This window comes from Armatimonas sp., assembly GCF_043760365.1.
GTDB lineage: Bacteria > Armatimonadota > Armatimonadia > Armatimonadales > Armatimonadaceae > Armatimonas.
The window spans coordinates 1-4,363 of the sequence record NZ_JAYUPA010000566.1; the positions used below are offsets into that span (position 1 = coordinate 1).

The window sequence follows — 4,363 nt, forward strand, 5'->3', positions numbered from 1 at the left end:
TCATCTCCCTCAGGCATTGCCAGAACTTTCAAAGCGAATTCTGGGCCATGTGCGCTGAAGAGCTCGGCGGCGCGCAGAGCGGCGCGCACTCCCGCCTCATCGGAGTCAAAGGAGAGCACGATATTTTTGGTGTAGCGCCCCAGTATCCGAATATGGTCATCGGTCAGTGATGTCCCGAGAGTGGCCACGACATTCCCAATGCCCGCCTGGTGCGCTGCGATCACATCCATGTAGCCCTCGACCACCAGAACCTGGTCCACGTCACTGATGATTTTCCGTGCGCGGTTCAGGCCATAGAGAATGCGACTCTTGGAGAAGACTTTGCTCTCCGGGGAGTTGAGGTACTTGGGGCCAACATTGGTATCGGGCGGCAGCTCGGGGTTAGGGATAGTGCGCCCTCCGAAAGCCACAACCCGCTCTTGGACATCGAGAATGGGAAAGATCAGCCGTCCGCGAAATTTATCGTTGTAGTCGCCCTGCACCCGCTGCGACTCGTAGAGGAGGCCCGCTTGCTTTGCATCCTCGCGGCTCATGTTCTTGCTCAGCAGATAGCGGGAAAGGGCGCTCCACTCTTCAGGTGCGTAGCCGATCTGGAAATTTTCGAGAGTCTCATGTGCTAGGCCACGCTCTTTGATATAGTCCTGCGCGAGCTTTGCCTTACCCAGAAAATTCCGGAAAAAGCGCGTCGCTTCGGCATTGACACTATACAGGCGCTCTTTTTCATCACGTTGCCGTGCTGCCTCCGCGCTGTCCATTCCGCCACGACTCAGCGTGACACCGGCAATCTGTGCCAGGCGCTCTGCCGCTTCCGGGAATGTCAGATTTTCCGCCTTCATCACAAAGGCGAAGATATCTCCTCCTGTGGAACATCCTCCCCAGCAATGCCACGATGCTCGGTCAGGGTCTACGGTAAATGAGGGAGTACGCTCATTATGAAAAGGGCAGAGCCCCTTAAATGTCCGGCCAGAGCGCTTCAGTGCGGTGTAGCGTGAGATGAAGTCAACCAGATCAACGCGCTGGCGGATTTCATCTTTCTCACTAAGTTCCATGGGGAGCTTATAGTACCCGAAAAAAACAAGACCCCCGGCGCACCGAAAGTGCACTAGGGGCAAGAAGTTCTCTTTGGTTTTGTCTACTCGACGCTGTTGATCTGGATCGCCACGACTTTATAGATGCCGTTGTACGGATCCGCGTAGCCATTGACGAACTTCATGTTCATGAGCTGGAACTCAATGTGCTGCGTCGGATAGGAGCACACCAGGAGCTCGCCGCTCTTCATGACAGACTTGGGAGTACCGTAGGTTCGGATCAGATCCTTGTAGGTGGAGCCTAAAGTGAGGCCCTTGGCGCTCTTGTCTTTGGCAGTGCGTGGGACATAGCCCGTAATGCGGATCTGCGAGACTTTACCCTCAGGGGAGATCAAGAAATCGTAGCCGATGGCTTGTTGCTGCTTCTTGGCATCCAGTGCTTTTTTGGAGTAGCTCCAGGTCACTTCCTGCTGGAATGTTGAGGAGGATGTCGTCTGCCCAAAGGCTCCGATCCCACCACCTGCGCCACCGCCTGCACCCATTTGCATGCCGCCGCCGCCTAAGGGAGCGCCATCGTCGGTTCCGGCTCCCATCATGCTGCCACTACCGCGTCCGCCCATTTGCATGCCACCCATGGGGCCGCCGCCGCCCATTTTACCTTGCATGCCGCTGCTACCCATGCTGCCGCTCATGCCAGACATGCCGCTGCTACTGCTCATGCCAGACATGCCGCTGCTGCCCATGCTACCGCTCATGCCACTCATACCGCCCATGCTGGGGCCGCTGCCGCTCATGGCACCCATCTTGCCGCCGCTACCGCCACCCATCATGCCGCTACTGCCCATGCCCGACATGCCGCTGCTACCCATGCCCGACATGCCGCTGCTACCCATGCCACGGCCACCCATACCGGGCATACCGCCGCCGTCGTCAGCACCGCCGCCCATGCCCGGCATACCCTGCGTGCCGCCTTGGCCGCCCGCTTGTGTTGGAGGACGAACCGCGACATCACCGATCTGGATATCGTTGGGGTTACCGAAGACGCGCAAAATTTCTTTTGACGACGCGTTGATACGAATACCTGCGAGCGCTCGCTCGATACCATCTTTTTGGGCATGAGCTGGGAACATTCCCGTCACAACCAATGCCACGCCGCTAATGCCTACTGTCTTTTGCCAGTTCATAAACTTCATCCTCCCAAAACTCCCCGGTCTGAGGAGCCATACACTTCGGACTAGATGCCACATATTCTACCCGTGTTTTTCACAAAATGGTATAAAACTTCTGACTGTGTCCATTTCTCTTCACACTACGACTCTTGCTTCTCTTCGCGAGGAGCGTGCCCTGACGGGCTATCTTGTTCAAGCTCGTGCTGAGCTACGTGCTCGCTGGCACCCTGATACAGGAGGCCGAAGCTGGGCACAGGCCCATAGCGATCTGCTGGATGCCGTCCTAAGGCGGCTTCTGGCACTCGCTTCTGAACGCGCCGGACAGAGCCCTCAGGGGATTGCTCTGCTCGCGACCGGCGGTTACGGTCAGCGCGTGCTTGCACCCTACTCTGACGTTGACCTGACTTTCCTCGTAGATCGCGACGATGACCCGCCGCTTCTGCGCGAGGCCTTTCGCCTCGTGATGGATGTCCTAATGGCCGGAGCCCGAATCAAAGTGGGCTACGCCTACCGCCATATCTCAGAGATCGGAGGAGATCGGCTGGATCATCAGACCCAGACCGCGCTGCTCTCTGCCCGTCTGATAGGGGGTGATGGTGCGCTCTTTGCCCGTTTCGACCGCATCTATGGGCCTGGCCTTCATATTGCGGACTTTCTTTTTCGGAAAATTTCGGAACGAGAGCGCGTTCGTCAGAAAATGGGGGAGTCGCCCTTTGTGATTGAGCCCGATCTGAAAGAAGGTGCTGGCGGACTGAGGGATATTCAAACCGCACTCTGGATGGCGCGGGCACGCTTCGATAAAACGGGGGATGCTCTCTGGAGAGAGCTGGTGCGCCGCCATATCCTCACGGCTGTAGAAAAGACCCGGCTTCAGGAGGCTCGGGAGCATCTCTATTCCGTACGTAACCTCCTGCACCTGATCACGGATGAGCGTCGGGAGCGGCTCAGCGCGGCCCGACAGGAGGAAATTGCCCAGCGTCTGGGAGTGGCGGCACAGGCAGATGCGCCCCCGGTCGAGGTCTTTATGCGGGCGCACTATGCCCATGCTCAGAGTGCGTTTGCACTGTCCGAAAAGATCATGCAGCGCTGCCTGGAGGCACCTCTCACTCTGGGAAGCGACTCCGGGCTAGCATCGCTGCGGCGGGCGGTGATTGTCGCCGAGCCCCGACGCGTGGCTGCTGACCCGCACTGGCCCCTCGCGGCCCTGGAGTTCTGCCAGCGCTATGATCTTGAGCTTGCTCCTGCAACGATTGAGGCGATTGAGGAACTTGTGGGCCGCGAGGGACTCCCCCCTGACAGCGGGACACGCTTTTTGAACCTGCTGATGCAGCCAGGCGATGTAGAGCAGATGTTGCGCCGGATGCAACGCACCGGACTGCTTAAAGCACTACTCCCGGAGCTGGAAGCCTGTATGGGCCTGGTTCCCTACGACCCCGCCCATGTCTGGACGGTGGGAGAGCACACGCTGCGCGTTCTGCGTAACCTGGCGCGTCTGCGCCCCGACTCCCCCCCGGCGGCGGATCTACCCGTTGCCTACCGTGAGGTCTTCTCCTCCCTGGAGTCACCCGCAACCCTCTACTTGGGAGCGCTCCTGCACGATCTGGGCAAGCAGTGGCCCACACGACTCGATGGCACCCGTGCGCCTCATGAGCTCACCGGGGCGGAGCGGGCCGAGGCGATCTGCGAGCGGCTGGGGGCCTACGCACAGCGGACACAGAGCGCGGTTTTTCTGGTGCGCTGGCACTTGCTGCTGGCTGAGATATCCCGCCTGCGGGATCTGGCTCGCCCGGAGACAATCCGCGAAGTGCTACGCCAGGTGCCGGATGCGGAGCACCTGAAGATGCTTTATTTACTCACTTGGGCGGATACGTCTGCGGTGGGGCCGGGTATCTGGACGGACATGACAGCCCGATTGCTGGACGAGCTCTATGGACGGACATTAGGCGCACTGGAGAGCGATCAGCCCGATGAGGAAGCGCCCGACGAGGCAAACCGCCGCCTGGCGGGAGTACGTGATCGAGTGCGCCGCCGCCTTGCCTCACAAGCAACCGAAGAAGAAGCGGAGGCCGTGCAGGCACACACCAGCGCAATGCCCGCCGCCTATCTACTGAACACACAGCTGGAGACAATGACACTGCACCTGACCATGATCGCGGCACTGACCGG

Annotated in this window: 3 protein-coding genes; 1 reads left to right on the forward strand and 2 read right to left on the reverse strand. The window is 59.4% G+C overall.

Annotation, left to right across the window (positions count from 1 at the left end; all coding sequences use genetic code 11):
* On the reverse strand, positions 1 to 1,049 hold a 1,049-nt coding region (gene dnaG, locus ACH2EH_RS12925), incomplete at its 3' end, for a DNA primase (RefSeq protein WP_395142282.1).
* Positions 1,050 to 1,132: 83 nt separating this feature from the next.
* Positions 1,133 to 2,212 carry a hypothetical protein gene (locus ACH2EH_RS12930; RefSeq protein ID WP_395142284.1) on the reverse strand — a complete coding sequence of 360 codons (1,080 nt, stop codon included), beginning with the start codon at positions 2,210 to 2,212 and terminating at the stop codon, positions 1,133 to 1,135.
* A 106-nt stretch (positions 2,213 to 2,318) separates the two neighbouring features.
* On the opposite strand from ACH2EH_RS12930, the gene ACH2EH_RS12935 reads away from it, so the two are divergent.
* A partial coding sequence (locus ACH2EH_RS12935) for an HD domain-containing protein (RefSeq protein ID WP_395142286.1) occupies positions 2,319 to 4,363 on the forward strand: 2,045 nt, incomplete at its 3' end.